The sequence below is a fragment of the Amycolatopsis sp. FU40 genome, assembly GCF_021903635.1.
GTDB classification, from domain to species: domain Bacteria; phylum Actinomycetota; class Actinomycetes; order Mycobacteriales; family Pseudonocardiaceae; genus Amycolatopsis; species Amycolatopsis dendrobii.
This window is the reverse complement of sequence record NZ_CP091381.1, coordinates 3365219-3383459: the sequence shown is the minus strand read 5'-3', so window position 1 is coordinate 3383459 and position 18241 is coordinate 3365219. Positions and strand designations below refer to the sequence as shown.

Sequence of the window (18241 nt, the reverse complement as noted above, 5' to 3'; positions counted from 1 at the left end):
GGCGAACACGCGCGTTTCGCCAGTGAAGTCACACCGGGCAGAGTGAATCCGCGCTTGAGACGCAGGCCGGTCGCAGAGACGTAGAGAAGCTGTCTCGACGCCATGCGCAGGCAAGGGTGATCGGGAACCCCGCGGGAAACGGTTCGCTGCTTTCCGTTGCGCCGACGTTGTCGCACGGCGTCCAGGTCGCTGCGCCGCGGATCCGGTAGCCGGGGGCATGCGCGAGCTGTATTCCGTCCCGCTGCCCCGAGGCGATGGCGGCTTGGCCCGCTGCCGCGGCCCAAGATGGGGTATTCGGCGAACCGGATGACCCAGCTCAAGGGGCGAGGGCCGAAGCCCTCGCCCCTTGCTCGCACTGGGATCAGGTGGAACGGGGCGAACCCCGGCGAGTCACCAACCGCGCTCAGCGAGCCGGTGCGGCTCCGGCACGTCCTCGACGTTGATCCCCACCATGGCCTCCCCAAGCCCGCGCGAAACCTTCGCCAGCACGTCCGGGTCGTCGTGGAACGTCGTGGCCTTCACGATCGCCTCCGCGCGCTGCGCCGGGTTGCCGGACTTGAAGATGCCCGAGCCCACGAACACGCCCTCGGCGCCCAGTTGCATCATCATCGCCGCGTCGGCCGGGGTGGCGATGCCGCCCGCGGTGAACAGGACGACCGGGAGCTTGCCCGCCTCGGCCACCTCGCGGACCAGTTCGTACGGCGCCTGCAGTTCCTTCGCCGCGACGAACAGTTCGTCCTCCGGCAGCGACTGCAGGCGGCGGATCTCGCCGCGGATCTTGCGCATGTGGGTGGTCGCGTTCGAGACGTCGCCGGTGCCCGCTTCGCCCTTCGAGCGGATCATCGCCGCGCCCTCGGTGATGCGGCGCAGTGCTTCGCCGAGGTTGGTCGCGCCGCAGACGAACGGGACGGTGAACGCCCACTTGTCGATGTGGTTCGCGTAGTCGGCGGGGGTGAGCACCTCGGACTCGTCGATGTAGTCGACGCCGAGCGACTGCAGCACCTGCGCCTCGACGAAGTGGCCGATCCGCGCCTTCGCCATGACCGGGATCGACACCGCTTCGATGATGCCGTCGATCAGGTCCGGGTCGCTCATCCGGGCGACGCCGCCCTGGGCGCGGATGTCCGCGGGGACGCGCTCCAGCGCCATGACGGCGACCGCGCCCGCGTCCTCGGCGATCTTGGCCTGGTCGGCGGTCACGACGTCCATGATCACGCCGCCCTTGAGCATCTCCGCCATGCCGCGTTTGACCTTCGCGGTGCCGGTGACGGTCTGGGGTTCGGCGTTCTGCTGCTGCGACACCTTGCGGGCCTTTCTTGGGGGAGCTGACTTGGTCTTCTCCTCCAGGGTAAGACGACGGTGGACCGCTGAGGCAGGCCATTGCACGGCTATCTCGGAAGGCCACTTCTCGCCCGGAAAGATCCACTTGGGCTCGGTCACTTTTCCACCGGGAAGCGTTGACCTGGGGCTTCCGGAACGGCCTACCATGGGAGACGGGATCAGCCCGCGGCAGAGCGGCTGGCCCGGCTCCAGCGGAGACCACCTTCGAGGTGTCCACTGGCGACAGATTTCAGCAGTCCACTTCACGTCGGCCCCGGACCGGCCGCCGGAGCGCTCCCCAGCCGGGCGGCGGCCCCGATGCTGCCCGCCTGACCTGCCCGGTTGCGTTCCGGACGGCCCCCCTAAGCTGACGTGAACGTCTCACGGGAGGTTTGGTGGCGACAGCTACGGGAGCACGGCCGGCGGTCGGCGTGCTCGCCCTGCAAGGCGCCGTGCGCGAGCACGTCGCGATGCTGGAGAGCGCGGGGGCCCGCGCGGTTCCGGTGCGCCGCCCCTCCGAGCTGTCCCGAGTGGACGGCCTGGTGCTGCCCGGCGGGGAGTCCACCACGATGTCGCGGCTGCTCGAGACCTTCGAGCTGCTCGAACCGCTGCGCGAGCGGATCGCCGGCGGCCTGCCGGCGTTCGGCTCGTGCGCCGGGATGATCCTGCTGGCCCGCCAGGTGCTCGACGGGCGCCCGGACCAGCAGCAGCTCGGCGGCCTCGACGTGGTCGTGCGGCGCAACGCGTTCGGCAGGCAGGTCGACTCCTTCGAGGCCGACCTCCCGTTCGCCGGCGTGGCCGGCGGGCCGCTGCACGCGGTGTTCATCCGGGCCCCGTGGGTCGAGAAGGCGGGAGACGGCGTCGAGGTGCTGGCCACCGTGCCGGACCCGGAGGACCCGCCGGACGGGCCCAGGGCGGATAGGATCGTCGCCGTCCGGCAGGGGGCGGTGGTGGCCACGGCGTTCCACCCGGAGATCACCCGGGACGAGCGCGTGCACCGGCTGTTCGTCGAGCTCGTGCGGAAAGCCTGAGCAAGGATTGCGGCGGCCGCGCCGGGAGGCACGCGGCCGCGGGAACAGATGGAGGAAAGATGAGCGGCCACTCCAAGTGGGCCACGACGAAGCACAAGAAGGCGAACCTCGACGCCAAGCGGGGCAAGCTCTTCGCGCGGCTGATCAAGAACATCGAGGTCGCCGCCCGCACCGGGACCGGGGGAGGGGACCCGGACGGCAACCCCACGCTGTACGACGCCATCCAGAAGGCGAAGAAGAACTCCGTCCCGCAGGACAACATCGAGCGCGCGCGCAAGCGCGGCGCCGGCGAGGAGGCGGGCGGAGCCGACTGGCAGACCATCACCTACGAGGGCTACGGCCCCAACGGCGTCGCGGTGCTGATCGAGTGCCTCACCGACAACAAGAACCGCGCCGCGATGGAGGTCCGCACCGCGCTCACGCGCAACAACGGCTCGCTCGCCGACCCCGGCTCGGTCGCCTACATGTTCAACCGCAAGGGCGTCGTGATCATGCCCAAGGCGGACGCCACCGAGGACGACGTCCTCATGGCGGTCCTCGACGCGGGCGCCGAGGAGGTCAACGACCTCGACGAGAACTTCGAGATCGTCTCCGAGGGAACCGACCTCGTCCCGGTGCGCAAGGCGCTGCAGGAGGCCGGGTTCGAGTACGAATCGGCCGAGCTGACCTTCCTGCCGTCGGTGAGCGTGCCGCTCGACGTCGACGGGGCGAAGAAGGTCTTCAAGCTGATCGACGCGCTCGAGGACTGCGACGACGTGCAGAACGTGTACGCCAACTTCGACGTATCCGACGAGGTTATGGCCGAGGTGGACTGATGCCGACGGCGGGACGGGCAACGTGTACGCACTGTGCCGGATTCCGCGTCTCCGACGAGGTCATGGCCGAGGTGGACTGATCCAATCTCGCGCGACCCGGCCGCGCTCCCGGCACTCCGGGGGCGCGGCCGTTTTCGTCCGGGTTTTCCCTTGCCGCACAACGGAAACCGCGAAAATCCTTGGGGCTGCGGGAAAATGACCGGCGCGGGGACTGGGCTCGGGCGCGCGGGTGGGGCAGAATGTCCGCCGTGACGACCTCCGCCCTCACCGAGCAAGAGCAGAGCCTCATCGCCTGGATCGAGACCCAGGCAAGGGAACGGGGCAACGCGGTCATCGCCGTGCCCGCCGACGACCAGGGGGCCGGCTACTGCTTCACCGCGTGCGCGTGGGCGTTGCACAACGTGCCCGAGGCCGTCGTGATCGGCCTGCCCGACCACATGGCCCCTGTCCTGCTCGACGCGTACGTCGACCGCTCCGCCAACGGCGAGATCTTCGAGGTCGGCAAACGCTACGACGATTTCTTCGACGGCGCGCCGGTGATCTTCGAACGCGTCGCGAAAGGCCACTACCCGGAGTACTTCGGGTCCGCGTTCCTCGTCTACCCGGACGGCGACTTCCCGGCGCTGCAGATGATCGTCGCGACGCCGGACGGGCACTTCCCGTGGCACGCCGACGCGCCCGAGGGCTTCGCCGAATGGCAGCCGGTGCTCACCGAGAGCGGGGACCCGGAGAGCTGGACGCCCGGCGTCGACGGCCCCTGACCGGCTAATCGCGGCCGAGCGCGGCCAGGTCGGCGGCGGCGTCGGGAAATTGCGCGGCCAGCGTCTCCGGGTCCGCGAACTCCACGCAGTCGTCGGTATAAGGCGGCATCACCACGGTGCCGAGCAGGCTCCACGCGCCGAGCGGCACCGTCGCCTGCCACGTTCCCGCGGGCACCACCACCTGCGGACGTTCCCCGGCGGCCACGTCGCCGCCCAGCACCGGGCGCGTCACCTGCCCGTCGGGATGCAGCAGGAGCATCCGCGCGGGCGAACCGGCGTGGTGCACGAACACCTCGACCCGGTCGAGCCGGTGCGGCGCGGAGATCTCGGGCGCGGTGAGCAGGTAATAGATCGCCGACCCCTCGACCGCGCGCCAGCTCTGCGCGAACCGGCCGCCCTCCACCGGCAGCGGCTCCAAGCCCAGGTGCGCGACGTAATCCTCCGGTCCCGGCATGCCTTCATCGTGCACGGCGGACGCGCCCGTTCGCCACGCCAGCACATGTGAACATGTGTTGCGCGTGTCCGTCGCCGGGCCGCGCTCGGCGACCGTTAGCCTGCATCTCGAACTAATGTTCGCGCGGGCGAAGGAGAAACGGTGCGGGTGCTCGGGGTCGACCCCGGTCTGACCAGGTGCGGCCTCGGCGTGGTCGACGGCGGCAAGGGCCGGTCGGTGCGCCCGGTCGCGGTCGGGGTCGTGCGCACGCCCGCCGACCAGGATCTCGCGCAGCGGCTGCTCGGCGTCGCCGACGAGGTGGAGCGCTGGCTCGACCGGTACCGGCCCGAGGCGGTGGCCGTCGAGCGGGTGTTCGCGCAGCACAACGTCCGCACCGCGATGGGCACCGCGCAGGCGGGCGGGGTCGTGGCGCTGTCGGCGGCGCGACGCGGGCTGCCGGTCGTCTTCCACACGCCCAGCGAGGTCAAGGCCGCTGTCACCGGGTCCGGCCGCGCGGACAAAGCACAGGTCACCACCATGGTGATGCGGCTGCTCGGGCTCGAGGTCAAACCGCATCCGGCGGACGCGGCCGACGCGCTCGCGCTCGCCATCTGCCACCTCTGGCGCGAGCCGATGCGGGTCCGCCTCGCCGAGGCCGAGGCCCGCGCGGCCGAACTGGTCCGCGCCCACAAGGCCCGGCTGGCGGCCGCGGCCAAGGCGGCCGGAACCACCACGAAGAAGAACGAAACAGGAGCACGACGATGATCTCCTCGGTACGCGGCGAAGTGCTGTCCGTCGGCCTCGACCACGTGGTGGTCGAGGTCGGCGGCGTCGGCCTCGCCGTGCAGGCCACCCCGGCGACGCTGGCCACGCTGCGCCGCGGCGAGCAGACGCGGCTGCACACCGCACTGGTCGTGCGCGAGGACTCGCTGACCCTCTTCGGGTTCGCCGAGGAAGACGCGCGCGAACTGTTCGGCCTGCTCCAGACGGTGTCCGGGATCGGGCCGAGGCTCGCGCTGGCGACCCTGGCCGTGCTGGAGCCGGACAAGCTGCGCGCGGCGCTCGTCGAAGGCAACATCACCGTGCTCACCCAGGTCCCCGGCATCGGCCGCAAGGGAGCGGAACGGCTCAGCCTCGAACTGCGGGACAAGGTCACCGCGCTCGGCGGAGCCGGCGACGCCCCGGTCGTCACCGCGCCCGGCGCGCTGCGCGGCGAGGTGGTCGAAGCGCTGGCCGGCCTGGGTTTCCCGGCCAGACAAGCCGAGCAGGCGGTGGACAAGGTGCTGTCCGAGGGCGACGGGCACACCACGTCGTCGGTGCTGCGCGCGGCGCTGGCCGCGCTGGGCCGCAAGCGGTAGCCGCCGATGAACCACGAAGTGACCGAGTTCGACACCGGCGGGTACGAGGCGGACGACGAAACCCTGTCCGCGCTCGCCCAGACCGGCGAACGCGACCTGGAAACCTCGCTCCGGCCGCGGAAACTGGACGAGTTCGTCGGTCAGGAACGCGTTCGCGAGCAGCTGGAACTGGTGCTGGAGAGCGCCCGGCGGCGCGACGTCCCGCCGGACCACGTGCTGCTGTCCGGCCCGCCCGGCCTCGGCAAGACGAGCATGGCGATGATCGTCGCCGCCGAACTGGGCGCGGCCATCCGGATCACCTCCGGGCCCGCCCTGGAACGCGCGGGCGACCTGGCCGCGATGCTGTCCAACCTGGCGCCCGGCGACGTCCTGTTCATCGACGAGATCCACCGCATCGCCCGGCCCGCCGAGGAGATGCTGTACCTCGCGATGGAGGACTTCCGGGTCGACGTCGTCGTCGGCAAGGGGCCAGGGGCGACCAGCATCCCGCTGGAGATCGCGCCGTTCACGCTGGTCGGGGCCACCACGAGATCCGGATCGCTGACCGGGCCGCTGCGCGACCGGTTCGGCTTCACCGGCCAGATGGAGTTCTACTCCGCGGCCGAGCTGGAGCTGGTCGTCCGCCGGGCCGCGAAGATCCTCGGCATCGAGATCGACAGCGACGGCTGCGCCGAGATCGCCGGCCGTTCGCGCGGCACGCCCCGCATCGCCAACCGGCTGCTGCGCCGGGTCCGCGACTACGCCGAGGTGCGCGCCGACGGCAAGGTGACCCTGGAGGTCGCGCAGGCCGCGCTGAAGGTCTACGACGTCGACGAGCTGGGGCTGGACCGGCTGGACCGCGCCGTCCTCGGCGCTTTGACCCGCTCGTTCGGCGGGGGGCCGGTGGGCATTTCGACGCTCGCGGTCGCCGTCGGCGAGGAGGCCACGACGGTCGAGGAGGTGTGCGAGCCCTACCTGGTCCGGGCCGGTATGCTCGCCCGCACTCCGCGCGGCCGGGTCGCGACCGCCGCCGCGTGGCACCACCTCGGACTCGTGCCGCCCCCGGAGGCCGGACGGCCGGACCAGGGTGGTCCGACGCTGTTCGACCAGGCCTGACAAGGGCGGACAGCGGCCCGGGTGGTGGCGTTTCCGCCGGTACCTGGCACACTCGAACACAGCACATCCGTCGAAACCGGACGCGGGCAGCCGAGAAAGGCGTCCGTCGAGGAGAGTCATGAACCAGTTACTGCTGCCGTTGCTGCTGCTGCTCGTGGTGGCCGTGCCGCTCGTCATGGGCACCCGCAAGCAGAAGAAGCAGCAGGCGGCTCAGCAGGAGATGCAGAACAGCATCGCCCCGGGCGACCGCGTGATGACCACGTCGGGCCTGTACGGCACGGTCGCCGACACGAGCAGCGACACCACGATCGACATCGAGATCGCGCCGGGCGTCGTCACCACCTGGCTGCGGCTCGCGGTGCGCGAGAAGGTCGAGCCCGTCGTCGAGGGCGAGGAGAACGAGGACTCGGCCGAGACCGAGGTCGCGGGCATCGAGTCGGCCCCGGAGACCGCGGCGGCGTCGTCGGAGGCTCCTGCCCAGGAGTCGATCTCCGCCGAGGAGAAGCAGACCTCCGGTGCGCAGGTGGCGCCCCCGCTCGAGCACGGGAAGAAGTAGCCTCCGCGCTTCACCGGGCAGTGATCCGCCCACAGCCTACGAAAGTCGGTACGGGCGAACGCCGGGCTCACGCAGCACCGAGTACTGTCTCGGTGCTGCGTGCGTGTCCGCCGTCATAGTTCACGCCCAGCCGCGTCCGGGGGACCCCCTTCCGGCTCGCGCACCCGAAGCACTTGGGGTCCATCCAGTCCGTGCCAGTTCGAGGAGACCGAAGCACAGTGGCACCATCGGCCGGGCATCTCCGCCCGGGACGCTATCTCGCCTTCTTCGCCCTGATCGTGGTCGTGCTGTACGCCTTGGTGTTCTTCACCGGCAGCGGCAAAGCGACGCCGAAACTCGGCATCGACCTCCAGGGCGGCACCCGGGTCACGCTCACCGCGCGCACGCCCGACGGCGGCCAGCCCACCCGCGACTCGCTGAACCAGGCGCGCCAGATCATCGAGACCCGCGTCAACGGGATCGGCGTCGGCGGCACCGAGGTGGTGCTCGACGGCAACAACATCGTGATCACCGTGCCGGGCGAGCAGGGCGACGAGGCGAAGAACCTGGGCCGGACCGCCAAGCTCGGGATCCGCGAGGTGATCACCTCGGTCCCGAACACCCCGGCCGCGCCGCCCTCGGCTCCCGCCTCCGGCGCCCCCAGCGCCCCGGCGACCGCGCCGAGCAAGCCCGCCGGCGGCGGGGGAGCGGAAGGCGCCCCGGCGCAGCAGCCGCCGAGCTCGACGCCGTCGGCCCCGGCCTCGGGAGCAGGCGGCCAGGACGCGGGCAAGAACCCGATCGAGCAGGCCCGCGCCGTGCGCCAGGCCCCCGCGCTGATGCCGAAGGACCCGAAGAACCAGCAGGAGGCCGCCGCCGCGCAGGCCGCGCAGCAGAAGGCGCTCGCCGCGCTCACCTGCGCGCCGAACGCCGCGGACCCGCTGGAGGGCAACGACCTGCCGAACCAGCCGCTGGTCACCTGCGGCGACAAGGACGCCACCAAGTACGTGCTCGGCCCGGAGATCATCCCCGGCACCGAGATCGCGAACGCCAACTCCGGCTACGACCAGCAGCGCGGCCAGTGGATCGTCGACCTGAGCTTCAAGAGCGCGGGCGGCAAGACCTGGGGCGACTTCACCTCGGCCAACATCGGCAAGCAGGCGGCGTTCGTGCTCGACACGGACGTGGTGTCGGCGCCGACCGTGCAGAACGCCATCCTCGGCGGCAACACGCAGATCACCGGCAAGTTCACCCAGACCGACGCGAAGAACCTGGCCGACATCCTCAAGTACGGTTCGCTGCCGCTGTCGTTCGACTCGTCCGACGCCACCACGGTGTCCGCGACGCTCGGCTACGCCTCGCTGCAGGCAGGCCTGATCGCCGGAGCGATCGGTCTCGCCGTCGTGTTCGTGTACTGCCTGTTCTATTACCGGCTGCTCGGCATCCTCACGATCTGGTCGCTGGTGCTGTCCGGCCTGCTCGTCTACGCGGTGCTGGTGCTGCTCGGCCGCTGGATCGGGTACACGCTCGACCTCGCGGGCGTCGCCGGCCTGATCATCGCGATCGGCATCACGGCGGACTCCTTCGTCATTTACTTCGAACGATTGAAGGACGAGATCCGGGAGGGCCGGACGTTCCGGTCCGCGGTGCCGCGCGGCTGGGCGAGGGCGCGGCGCACGATTCTGGCCTCGGACGCGGTCAGCTTCCTCGCCGCCGCGATCCTGTACATCATCGCGGTCGGCGACGTGCAGGGCTTCGCCTTCACCCTCGGCATGTCGACGGTGCTCGACCTGGTGGTCGTCTACCTGGTCACGCATCCGCTCGTGGCGATGGTGTCGACCTCGAAGTCGAAGTTCCTGTCCAACCCCCGGAATCTCGGCCTCGGCGCCGTCCAGAAGCTCGGCTCGCAGCGCAAGTCCGCGCGCCCCGCCCCCGGCCGCCGCGCGAACGTGAAGGAGGCCTGACGTGAGCGACGAAACCGCGGGCGTCACGTCGGACAGCCCCGAAGGCCCGAACGGCTCGGGCAGCACGGCGGCCAAGCCCGCCAAGAAGGAAAGCTTCTTCCACCGGCTCTACGTCGGCACCGGCGCGGTCGACATCGTCGGCTCGCGCAAGCGCTGGTACATGTTCTTCGCGCTGCTGCTCCTGGTGTGCATCGGCTCGATGGTCTTCCGCGGCTTCAACGTGGGCATCGAGTTCGAGGGCGGCACGCAGATCCAGCTGCCCGCGCACGGTTCGCACGGCCAGATCACCCAGGACCAGGTGATCAAGTCGTTCAACACGGCGCTGGGCGAGGCCCCGGCGGAGACCCAGACGGTCGGCACCGGCAACGCGGCGACCATCCAGACCCGCTCCGAGACGCTGACCGCCGACCAGGTCGCGAAGGTCAAGAAGCAGATCTTCGAGGACCTCGGCCCGATCGGCAGCAACGGCAAGTCGAGCGAGCAGGCGATCAGCGACAGCGCGGTGAGCGCGTCGTGGGGCGACGAGATCTCGCGCCAGGCCCTGATCGCGCTCGGCGTGTTCCTGGTCGCGGTCGTGATCTTCCTGGCGATCTACTTCGACACCAGGATGGCGTTCGCGGCGCTCATCTCGCTGCTGCACGACATCGTGGTCACCGCGGGCGTGTACTCGCTCGTGGGCTTCGAGGTCACGCCGGCGACGGTGATCGGCCTGCTGACGATTCTCGGCTTCTCGCTGTACGACACCGTGGTGGTGTTCGACAAGGTCCGGGAGAACACCCGCGGCCTGCTCGGCCTGTCGCGGCGCACGTACGCCGAAGCGGCGAACCTGGCGCTGAACCAGACCCTGATGCGATCGTTCAACACCGCGTTCATCGCGCTGCTGCCGATCCTGGGCCTGCTGATCGTCGGCTACATCCTGCTCGGCTCGGGCACGCTGCAGGACCTGGCGCTGGTGCAGCTCACCGGTACGTTGGTGGGTGTCCTGTCGTCGGTCGCGCTGGCGACGCCGCTGCTGGTCGACTTCAAGATGCGCGACCCGCAGTACCGCCAGCAGGCCGAACGGGTCGCCGCCCGCCGGGCGAAGGCCGCGAAGCGCGAAGCCGAGGACGAGTTCGACGAGGACCAGCTGGCCGCCGAACTCCGCAAGGAAAAGGCCATGGCCGCCGCGGCCGGTGTTCCCGCGCGGCACCCGAAGCAGCGTCCGTCGGGGAAGAAGAAGCGCTGAGTCCATGAAGCTCGACGAGGCACTGGACCTGATCGCCGAAGTCCCGGACTTCCCGGAACCCGGCGTCCTGTTCCGCGATCTCAGCCCGCTGTTCGCCGACGGCCCAGGCTTCGCCGCCGTCACGGACGCCCTGGCGGACACCCTCGACCCGGCCGCCGACCTGGTGGCCGGCGTCGAGGCCCGCGGCTTCCTCCTGGCCGCGGCAGTCGGCTACTCCCGCGGCATGGGCGTGGTGCTGGTCCGGAAACCGGGCAAACTCCCGTCCGTCGCGGGCCGGGTGGACTACTCGCTGGAATACGGCACCGCGAGCGTCGAACTGCCCGCAGGCGTCGTAAAAACCGGCCAGCGAATCGCGGTCATGGATGATGTCCTCGCCACCGGCGGCACGGTGGCAGCGACCGCAAAACTCCTGGAAGACGCAGGCGCAACAGTCACCGGCGTATCAGTGGTGCTGGAACTGGCCGCCCTAGGCGGCCGCGCCGCCCTCGACGGCCGCACAGTAACCACCCTCCGCACCGTCTGACCCCTGCGCGCACCAGACCCCGTCCGTGCCCCAATGTGGCGTTCGGTGCGTCGGACGCACCGAACGCCACATTGGGTGCGTCGGATGCACCCAATGCCACATTGGGGCGCTGCCCGCAAGCCGCGAACCCTGACGCCACCAGCTTCTCAACTGCGCACCCAGCACCCACCGCAGCCGCTGCACCCAACCATCGAGGCACCCACACCGCCCCCAACCCCGATACGAAGCCGCCCTGCGGTTCGGGGGTGCTTGTCAAGGCATCTTTCCCGCCTTGACAAGCACCCCCGAACCGTCAGCACAATCAAGCTTCGGGGTGCCCCGCGCAACCACTCAACCGGCAAGGTCGCCGCCGGGCGACGAGCCGGAACGGCACGTGACCGACCCTCCCAGAAGACCAACCGGTTACCCTGAAGGTTCGAGGCCGCACGAAGCAGCTGGAGGTGCGGGTGAGCCAAGAGCTCGACGCCAATGTCCCCGCCAAAGGCGGTGCCACCCCCGCGCGGAGCGGCGCCACCGCCGCGGACGCCGGGACCCGGCCCAACGGAGCCGCGCCCAACCCTTCCGCGACCCGCCGCGTCCGCGCCCGCCTGGCGCGCCGGATCACCGCCCAGCGTGCGGCTCCGGTCAAACAGGTCCTCGAACCCCTGGCGGTCATCCACCGCGAACTGCACCCGAACTCCGACCTGGGCCAGCTTCAACGCGCCTACGACGTAGCCGAAGAACTCCACCGCGAACAGCGCCGCAAGTCCGGCGACCCGTACATCACCCACCCGCTCGCGGTCGCCACCATCCTGGCCGAGCTGGGCATGGACACCACCACCCTCGTAGCAGCCCTCCTGCACGACACCGTGGAAGACACCGGCTACTCCCTGGAACAGCTGAAGGCCGACTTCGGCGACAAGGTAGGCGAGCTGGTCGACGGCGTCACCAAACTCGACAAGGTCAAACTGGGCACGTCAGCCGAAGCGGAGACCATCCGCAAAATGGTGATCGCGATGGCGAAGGACCCGCGGGTCCTGGTCATCAAGCTCGCCGACCGGCTGCACAACATGCGCACGATGCGCTTCCTGCCGCCGGAGAAGCAGGCTCGCAAGGCGCGCGAGACGCTCGAGGTGCTCGCCCCGCTGGCGCACCGGCTCGGCATGGCCACGGTGAAGTGGGAGCTGGAAGACCTCGCGTTCGCGATTCTGCAGCCGAAGAAGTACGACGAGATCGTGCGGCTGGTCGCCGACCGCGCGCCCTCGCGCGACACCTACCTGCGCAAGGTGATCGCGGACCTGACGAACAACCTGGTGTCGTCGCGGATCACCGCGAAGGTCGAAGGCAGGCCGAAGCACTACTACTCGATCCACCAGAAGATGATCGTCCGCGGCCGCGACCTCGACGACATCCACGACCTGGTCGGCGTGCGGATCCTGGTCGAGGACGTGCGCGACTGCTACGCCGCGATGGGCGTGGTGCACGCGCTGTGGCAGCCGGTGCCCGGGCGGTTCAAGGACTACATCGCGCAGCCGCGGTTCGGCGTGTACCAGTCGCTGCACACCACGGTGATCGGCCCGGACGGCAAACCGCTCGAGGTGCAGATTCGCACCTACGACATGCACCGCACCGCCGAGTACGGCATCGCCGCGCACTGGCGGTACAAGGAAACCAAGGGCACGCACGCCAGCAACAACGCGATGGAGCTGGACGAGATCGCGTGGATGCGGCAGCTGCTCGACTGGCAGCGCGAGGCCGCGGACCCGGGCGACTTCCTCGAATCGCTGCGCTACGAACTGGCCGCGCGCGAGATCTTCGTGTTCACGCCGAAGGGCGACGTGATCACGCTGCCCGCGGACTCGACGCCGGTGGACTTCGCGTATGCGGTGCACACCGAGGTCGGCCACCGCTGCATCGGCGCCCGCGTGAACGGCAGGCTGGTCGCGCTCGAGCGGAAGCTCGAAAACGGCGAGGTCGTCGAGATCTTCACGTCCAAGGCGGAGAGCGCGGGGCCGAGCCGCGACTGGCTGCAGTTCGCGGGTTCGCCGAAGGCGCGCGCGAAGATCCGGCAGTGGTTCGCGAAGGAGCGCCGCGACGAGGCGATCGACGCGGGCAAGGAAGCGATCACCAAGGAGATCCGCAAGGTCGGGCTGCCGATCCAGCGGCTCGTGTCGGCGGAGTCGATGGGCTCGGTCGCCACCGAACTGCGGCACGGCGACATTTCGTCGCTCTACGCGGCCGTCGGCGAGGGCCACACGAGCGCCAAGCACGTGGTGCAGCGGCTGGTCGCGCTGATCGGCGGGGTCGAGGAGGCCGAGGAGGAGCTGGCCGAACGGGCCACGCCGTCCACGGTCACGCGCCGCCGGGGTTCGAACGACGTCGGCGTCATCGTCAAGGGCGCGAGCGACGTCTGGGCGAAGCTGGCGCGCTGCTGCACGCCGGTGCCGGGCGACGAGATCCTCGGCTTCGTGACGCGCGGCGGCGGCGTGAGCGTGCACCGGACCGACTGCACGAACGCCGACGACCTGCGGACCCAGCCGGAGCGCCTGGTCGAGGTGGAGTGGGCGCCGTCGTCGTCCTCGGTGTTCCTGGTGGCGATCCAGGTCGAGGCGCTCGACCGGCACCGGTTGCTGTCGGACGTCACGAAGGTGCTGGCGGACGAGAAGGTGAACATCCTGTCGGCCTCGGTGACGACCTCGCGGGACCGGGTGGCGGTGAGCCGGTTCTCGTTCGAGATGGGCGATCCGAAGCACCTCGGGCACGTGCTGAAGGTGGTGCGCGGGGTCGAGGGCGTCTACGACGTGTACCGGGTGACCTCGGCTTCGTAGCTCAGAACGCCGTCGCGACCAGTGCGGCCAGCGGCGGGAGTGCTTGGGCCAGTGCCCCGGCGCGTCCCGCACCGCGCGGCCGGCTCAGTGCGAGCAGATCCGAGACACCCAGTGCGATCCCGGCGAGCGTCATGAACGCGCAGCTGTAGAGCACGAGCACCCGTCCGGCCGCGGCGTCGCCGGTGTGCAGCAGCACCAGGCCGGCCACCGGTCCGGCGGCGAGAAACAGGTTGTACCAGCCGACGTTGAACGACCAGAGCCTCGTCGCGGGCAGGTTTTCGGCAGGGATCCGGAAAATGCCCGCGTGCACGCCGGGACGCTCGAACAGCAGCACTTCCCAGGCGAAGGCCAGAAGGTGCACGAGGACCGCGATTCCGGCGAAGACCTGCACGACGACGTTCACTGCGCCACCTCCCCGAACGCGACCCCGTGCCGGGCCGCGATGTCGCCGAGGAGCGGCACGGCGTCCGGCCACGGGGCGTCGGCCGGGACGGTGCGGTCAATATCGCGGAAGAACTCGCCCATCGCGTCGTCCGGGGTCAGCACGAGGAACTTGGCCTGCGGCGTGTGCACCGTGAAGGTGTTGAGAGTGCCCGCCGGGATGTGCGCGAACGCGCCGGGGCGAGGTCGTGCAGTTCTCCGTCGAGGCAGACTGTGATGCGGCCGTGCAGAACGTAGAAGCTTTTCGCCCACGGGTCGGCATGCGGCGGGACGGCGGGGCCGCGCGGGGCGTCGACCTCGAACAGTTCGTAGCCGCCGGTGTCCGCGGCGGACGCTTTCACCGTCACGGTCGCGTCTTTCGTGTCCAGTTCCGGGCCTTCGCCCGCGGTGCTGAGGTGGATGGTCATGCCGCTGAAGGTAGGAACGCCGCGAGCACGGGACCATCCCGGAAATCAGGGATGTCGGCGGTGGAAGAACGCGCGCATACTTCGTCGGGTGTGGGAAGGCCGGGCGCGGGACGTGCGGCGGGAGCTGGCGGCTCTCGCCACGGCCGGTCGCGGCGTCGCCGAGTTGCACGCCGCGGCCATCGAGCTGGTCGACCGGATCGTGCCCGCGGAGCTGACCTGCTGGGCGTCGCTGGATCCGGACACCGCCGTGATCAGCTCGATGACCAGCGGCCGCGCTCGCATCCCGGGGGAGTACGAGCCGCTGCTGGCGACCTACGAGTACGACGGCGCGGAGCCGCACACCTTCGCGCAGCTCGCCCGGCGTTCGGTGCCGGTGGCGCGGCTTTCCGATCTGCCGCGCCGCGAACGCGAGCGCAGCGGACGGTGGGCGCGGGTGTGGCGGCCGCTCGGGCTGGAGAGCGAACTGCGCGTCGGGTTTCGCGCGGACGGCGTCTGCTGGGCCGCTGCTGGTCTGGTGCGCCGCGGCGAGTTCAGCGACCGCGAGGTGGAGTTCCTGACCTCGATCGGTCCGACGTTGGCCGCTGCCACCCGGGCGGCGGCGCTGGCGCGAGGCACGGCTTTGGCCGCGGAAGCGGCGATCGTCGTGGTCGGTCCGGACGGTCGCCGGCGCGGGGCGACCGAGGAAGCCGGCGCGTGGGAGTCCGAATTGGACGCGATCGCCGACGGACGGTTCGCGGTGCTGCTGCGCGCGGCAGCGGTGGGCGCTCAGTCGGCGGCGAGCGGAACGTTCCGGGCCCGGGTCCGGGACGCGCACGGCGGCTGGATCGTGTTGCAGGCCAGCAGATTGGTCTCGGACGACGACGCGCGCGACATCGTCGTGACGATCCGCCGCGCCGCCGGGGGAGAGCTGCTGGATGTGCTGCTCGCGGCGTACCGGCTGACCGCACGCGAACGCGACGTGTGCCGGGAGGTCCTGTCCGGACTGTCTACTTCGGACATCGCGGCCCGGCTGGGGATCTCGGCGAACACGGTACAGGACCACCTGAAGTCGGTGTTCGGCAAGGTCGGCGTGCGCAGCCGGGGCGAGCTGACGGCGCGGCTGTCGGGTTAGGCCGGTGACCTGTCCCACAGCGGGATCGCTGTGCGGGCGCATTAGGGTGCTGGGCATGACGGACGGACTCGAGTTCACCCGCGACGGCGCCGTGGCCCGGCTGACGTTCTCCCGCCCGGAGAAGATGAACGCGATCACCCGCGGCATGTGGGCGGCCATCCCGGGCGTGGCGGCCGAGGTCGAGGCCGATCCCGAGCTGAAGGCGCTCGTGCTGACCGGGGCCGGACGGCATTTCTCCGCGGGCGCGGACATCGGCGAGTTCCGCGAACTGCGCTCGACCGCCGAGGCCGCCGCGAAGTACGACGAGGCGGTGGACAGCGCGGTGGCGGCGCTGACCGCGATGCGCAAGCCGACCGTCGCGATGGTCCAGGGCAACTGCATCGGCGGCGGCTGCCAGATCTCGGTCGCCTGCGATTTCCGTTTCGCCGCGGACGACGCGCGCTTCGGCATCACCCCGGCCAAGCTCGGCATCGTCTACCACTTCGCCTCGACGCGGCAGCTGGTGTCGCTGGTCGGCCCGGCGCACGCCAAGTACTTCCTGCTGTCCGGCGAACTCGTCGACGCGACCCGGGCGCGCGAGATCGGGCTGGTCAACGACGTTTTCCCGGTCGCGGACCTGGAATCCGCGACGGCCCGGTTCGCCGAAACCCTGTGCGCGCGGTCGCAGGCCTCGATCCGCGGGATGAACCGGATCATCGAGAAGATCGTCGCGGGGCAGGAGCGGACCGACGACGAGGTCGAGGAGATCCGGCTCGCCGCGCTGCACGGGGAGGACTACGCGGAGGGCGTGGACGCGTTCCTGAACCGGCGCGCGCCGAAGTTCACCTACCGCTGAGCGGTGCGGATAACCCGTTGACGGCTCGGCGAGACTGAAGCCTGTGGCGCTGAAAATCCATCACCGCAGTCAGAACCCGGAGATCTTCCGGGCGATCGACCACGCCGACTTCGACCGGTCGTGGCCGGTCTTCATGCAGCACAACCCGACCGGGCACCTGTATTACGGCGAACTCGACACGGTCGCCGACTATGTGCTGCTCGCGACCGACGGGGACGAGCCGGTCGCCAAGGCCTACTCGACGCCGTTCGCGTTCGGCGGCCCGGGACGCGAGACGCTGCCCGACGGCGGGTGGGACGAGGTGATCCGGTGGCAGCACGCCGATCGGCTGGCCGGTCGCGAACGGAACGCGGCGACCGCGCTGGAGATCGTGGTCCGCAAGGAACGGCAAGGTACCGGGCTCGCCTCGGTGATGGTGAACGCGTTGCGAGACAACGCCTTCCGTCTCGGCCACGACGTGCTCTACGCCCCGGTGCGGCCGTCGCGGAAGGCGGACGAACCCGAGACCCCGATGAGCGAGTACGCCTTCCGGGTGCGCGACGACGGCCTGCCGTATGACGCGTGGCTGCGGGTGCACGTGCGCGCGGGCGGGCGGATCGTGAAGGTCTGCCCGGTGTCGATGACCATCCCCGGCACCCTCGCGCAGTGGCGGGAGTGGACCGGACTGCCGTTCGACGCGGACGGCCCGGTGCTCGTGGAAGGCGCGCTGAGCCCGGTCCACGTGTCGGTGGCACAGGACTCCGCCGTGTACGTCGAGCCCAATGTCTGGGTGGAGCACCGCAGGCCCTGAGGCTGGGTCAGATCTCGTCCCAGGGCGCGGCTTCGTAAGCCTTGGTCAGCAGTTCGGCCGCGGCGGGCGAGGTGCGCAGCGGCACGTCGTCCACCGACGCGACCGGGCGGCCGATCGTCGCGGAGTTGGTCAGGAACATCGCGTCGAAGTCCGGGAGTTCCACCGGGTAGACCGGCCGCGTCTCCTGCGGCACCCCGGCCGCGCGCAGCTGGTCCTCCAGCACGAGGTACGTGATTCCCGGCAGCACCTCGGCTTCCGGCCACACGATCGTCCCGTCGCGCAGGAAGCCGACGTTCCAGATCGTCGCTTCGCTGATCCGGCCGTCGCCGCCGAGGAACACGGCGTCGTCGTAACCGGCGAGGACCGCCGCGCGCGAATGGTGTGTGAGACCGAAGCCGCCGAGGTGCTTCACGTGCGGCAGATCCCGTTGGTACGCAACGGATCGCAGCCGAATCGGCGTGGCGACGTGGGAGCGCGGCGGAGCGGTGCGCACGAGAATTTCCGGCACCATCGCGGCGTCGTGCGGAGAGGAGCGCGAGAAAATGATCACCCGCACCGACAGGTCGCCTCGCCCGGCGACGAGCCGCCGGACGCAGCGGCGGACCAGGTCGGTGTCCAGTTCGCTGCCGAACACCTCCCGGGTGCTCGCGGCGAGCCGGTCGAGGTGGAACCGGAGGCCGCGCACGCGCCCGTCGCGGACCTGCATCGCGGTGAAGTGGCCGTAGCTGGTGGCCGCCGCGGCGAGATCGGCGGTGCTCGGAGCGGCACCGCCGATCTCGACACGCTCGGTCAC

At 70.5% G+C, this 18241-nt stretch carries 20 protein-coding genes; 14 read left to right on the top strand and 6 right to left on the bottom strand.

Translation table 11 applies throughout. The features are described from left to right. Positions 1-390: 390 nt before the first annotated feature. Positions 391-1239, bottom strand: a complete 849-nt coding sequence (pdxS, locus tag L3Q65_RS16495; RefSeq protein WP_235146959.1) for a pyridoxal 5'-phosphate synthase lyase subunit PdxS — start codon at positions 1237-1239, stop codon at positions 391-393. Positions 1240-1715: 476 nt separating this feature from the next. Between pdxS and pdxT the strand changes: the two genes are divergently transcribed. From pdxT to L3Q65_RS16480, 3 genes are all read left to right on the top strand, one after another. After that, the gene (gene pdxT, locus L3Q65_RS16490) at positions 1716-2351 is read left to right on the top strand and encodes a pyridoxal 5'-phosphate synthase glutaminase subunit PdxT (protein WP_304504564.1); all 636 of its coding nucleotides are present in this window, start codon (positions 1716-1718) and stop codon (positions 2349-2351) included. Between the two features lie 59 nt (positions 2352-2410). Continuing rightward, positions 2411-3166, top strand: a complete 756-nt coding sequence (locus tag L3Q65_RS16485; RefSeq protein ID WP_182888781.1) for a YebC/PmpR family DNA-binding transcriptional regulator — start codon at positions 2411-2413, stop codon at positions 3164-3166. A 239-nt stretch (positions 3167-3405) separates the two neighbouring features. Further along, complete coding sequence (locus L3Q65_RS16480) at positions 3406-3927, top strand: DUF4262 domain-containing protein (RefSeq protein ID WP_182888782.1); 522 nt, start codon at positions 3406-3408, stop codon at positions 3925-3927. 4 nt (positions 3928-3931) lie between these two features. Here L3Q65_RS16480 and L3Q65_RS16475 read toward each other — a convergent pair whose 3' ends face one another. After that, on the bottom strand, positions 3932-4381 hold the full coding sequence (locus tag L3Q65_RS16475) for a cupin domain-containing protein (RefSeq protein ID WP_182888783.1): 450 nt from the start codon (positions 4379-4381) through the stop codon (positions 3932-3934). Between the two features lie 141 nt (positions 4382-4522). On the opposite strand from L3Q65_RS16475, the gene ruvC reads away from it, so the two are divergent. The 8 genes from ruvC to L3Q65_RS16435 all read left to right on the top strand — a co-directional run bounded on the left by ruvC (position 4523) and on the right by L3Q65_RS16435 (position 13864). Next, the gene (gene ruvC, locus L3Q65_RS16470; protein WP_182888784.1) at positions 4523-5125 is read left to right on the top strand and encodes a crossover junction endodeoxyribonuclease RuvC; all 603 of its coding nucleotides are present in this window, start codon (positions 4523-4525) and stop codon (positions 5123-5125) included. Then, a complete protein-coding gene (ruvA, locus tag L3Q65_RS16465; protein WP_182888785.1) occupies positions 5122-5718 on the top strand; it encodes a Holliday junction branch migration protein RuvA in 597 nt (198 codons plus the stop codon). The genes ruvC and ruvA overlap by 4 nt, the downstream gene beginning before the upstream one ends. A gap of 6 nt (positions 5719-5724) precedes the next feature. After that, positions 5725-6813 (top strand): Holliday junction branch migration DNA helicase RuvB, encoded by a 1089-nt coding sequence (gene ruvB, locus L3Q65_RS16460; protein WP_182888786.1) that lies wholly within the window; start codon positions 5725-5727, stop codon positions 6811-6813. A 118-nt stretch (positions 6814-6931) separates the two neighbouring features. Beyond that, the gene (gene yajC, locus L3Q65_RS16455; protein ID WP_182888787.1) at positions 6932-7369 is read left to right on the top strand and encodes a preprotein translocase subunit YajC; all 438 of its coding nucleotides are present in this window, start codon (positions 6932-6934) and stop codon (positions 7367-7369) included. Between the two features lie 218 nt (positions 7370-7587). Then, the gene (secD, locus tag L3Q65_RS16450) at positions 7588-9309 is read left to right on the top strand and encodes a protein translocase subunit SecD (protein ID WP_237600179.1); all 1722 of its coding nucleotides are present in this window, start codon (positions 7588-7590) and stop codon (positions 9307-9309) included. A gap of 1 nt (position 9310) precedes the next feature. Further along, a complete protein-coding gene (gene secF / locus L3Q65_RS16445; protein ID WP_237600178.1) occupies positions 9311-10534 on the top strand; it encodes a protein translocase subunit SecF in 1224 nt (407 codons plus the stop codon). A gap of 4 nt (positions 10535-10538) precedes the next feature. Beyond that, positions 10539-11057, top strand: coding sequence for an adenine phosphoribosyltransferase (locus tag L3Q65_RS16440; protein ID WP_182888790.1), 519 nt, complete (start codon positions 10539-10541; stop codon positions 11055-11057). Positions 11058-11503: 446 nt separating this feature from the next. Next, entirely contained in the window at positions 11504-13864 is a 2361-nt protein-coding gene (locus tag L3Q65_RS16435) for a bifunctional (p)ppGpp synthetase/guanosine-3',5'-bis(diphosphate) 3'-pyrophosphohydrolase (RefSeq protein ID WP_182888791.1), read from the top strand. A 1-nt stretch (position 13865) separates the two neighbouring features. Here the strand turns inward: L3Q65_RS16435 and L3Q65_RS16430 are convergent, their stop codons facing one another. The 3 genes from L3Q65_RS16430 to L3Q65_RS16420 are packed head-to-tail and all read right to left on the bottom strand — an operon-like array spanning position 13866 to position 14712. After that, positions 13866-14267, bottom strand: coding sequence for a DUF1304 domain-containing protein (locus L3Q65_RS16430; protein WP_237600177.1), 402 nt, complete (start codon positions 14265-14267; stop codon positions 13866-13868). Then, positions 14264-14437 (bottom strand): hypothetical protein, encoded by a 174-nt coding sequence (locus L3Q65_RS16425; RefSeq protein ID WP_237600176.1) that lies wholly within the window; start codon positions 14435-14437, stop codon positions 14264-14266. The genes L3Q65_RS16430 and L3Q65_RS16425 overlap by 4 nt, the downstream gene beginning before the upstream one ends. Then, on the bottom strand, positions 14404-14712 hold the full coding sequence (locus L3Q65_RS16420) for a hypothetical protein (RefSeq protein ID WP_237600175.1): 309 nt from the start codon (positions 14710-14712) through the stop codon (positions 14404-14406). The genes L3Q65_RS16425 and L3Q65_RS16420 overlap by 34 nt, the downstream gene beginning before the upstream one ends. 88 nt (positions 14713-14800) lie before the next feature. Here L3Q65_RS16420 and L3Q65_RS16415 point away from each other — a divergent pair, with 88 nt between their 5' ends. The 3 genes from L3Q65_RS16415 to L3Q65_RS16405 are packed head-to-tail and all read left to right on the top strand — an operon-like array spanning position 14801 to position 17448. Continuing rightward, positions 14801-15823 carry a helix-turn-helix transcriptional regulator gene (locus tag L3Q65_RS16415; RefSeq protein WP_182888793.1) on the top strand — a complete coding sequence of 341 codons (1023 nt, stop codon included), beginning with the start codon at positions 14801-14803 and terminating at the stop codon, positions 15821-15823. Between the two features lie 55 nt (positions 15824-15878). Then, a complete protein-coding gene (locus tag L3Q65_RS16410; RefSeq protein ID WP_237600174.1) occupies positions 15879-16658 on the top strand; it encodes an enoyl-CoA hydratase/isomerase family protein in 780 nt (259 codons plus the stop codon). 43 nt (positions 16659-16701) lie between these two features. Continuing rightward, complete coding sequence (locus tag L3Q65_RS16405; RefSeq protein ID WP_237600173.1) at positions 16702-17448, top strand: N-acetyltransferase; 747 nt, start codon at positions 16702-16704, stop codon at positions 17446-17448. A gap of 7 nt (positions 17449-17455) precedes the next feature. Here L3Q65_RS16405 and L3Q65_RS16400 read toward each other — a convergent pair whose 3' ends face one another. Further along, complete coding sequence (locus tag L3Q65_RS16400) at positions 17456-18241, bottom strand: aminotransferase class IV (RefSeq protein ID WP_237600172.1); 786 nt, start codon at positions 18239-18241, stop codon at positions 17456-17458.